Source organism: Escherichia sp. AM3 (assembly GCF_032029835.1).
Taxonomy (GTDB): domain Bacteria; phylum Pseudomonadota; class Gammaproteobacteria; order Enterobacterales; family Enterobacteriaceae; genus Escherichia; species Escherichia coli.
Map to the genome: position 1 here is coordinate 1 of NZ_JAVUPQ010001279.1, position 239 is coordinate 239.

1 protein-coding gene is annotated in these 239 nt (G+C 67.8%); it reads left to right on the forward strand.

Annotated elements, in window-relative coordinates; translation table 11 throughout:
- Positions 1-239, forward strand: a 239-nt coding sequence (locus RTW80_RS30665; RefSeq protein ID WP_312722023.1) for an iron chelate uptake ABC transporter family permease subunit, incomplete at both ends; no start/stop codon positions are given.

The following is a 239-nucleotide window of genomic DNA, read 5'->3' on the forward strand; positions in this document are numbered from 1 at the left end:
TTATGACGACCGCCGACGTGCGCGACGTCCAGCCGGCGATGCTGTGGCTGGCGGGGAGCCTGCATGCGGCAAGCTGGACGCTGGTCAGCATCGCTGCTGCCTGGACAGTGCCAGCGTTTGCGCTGCTGCTCTTTACCGCACGCGCCGCAGACGTAGCCTTGCTCGGCAACCACACTGCGACGGGGCTGGGCGTGAGGACTTCACGCCTCGCTCTGCTGCGCGTGTTTGCCCCCGTGGTG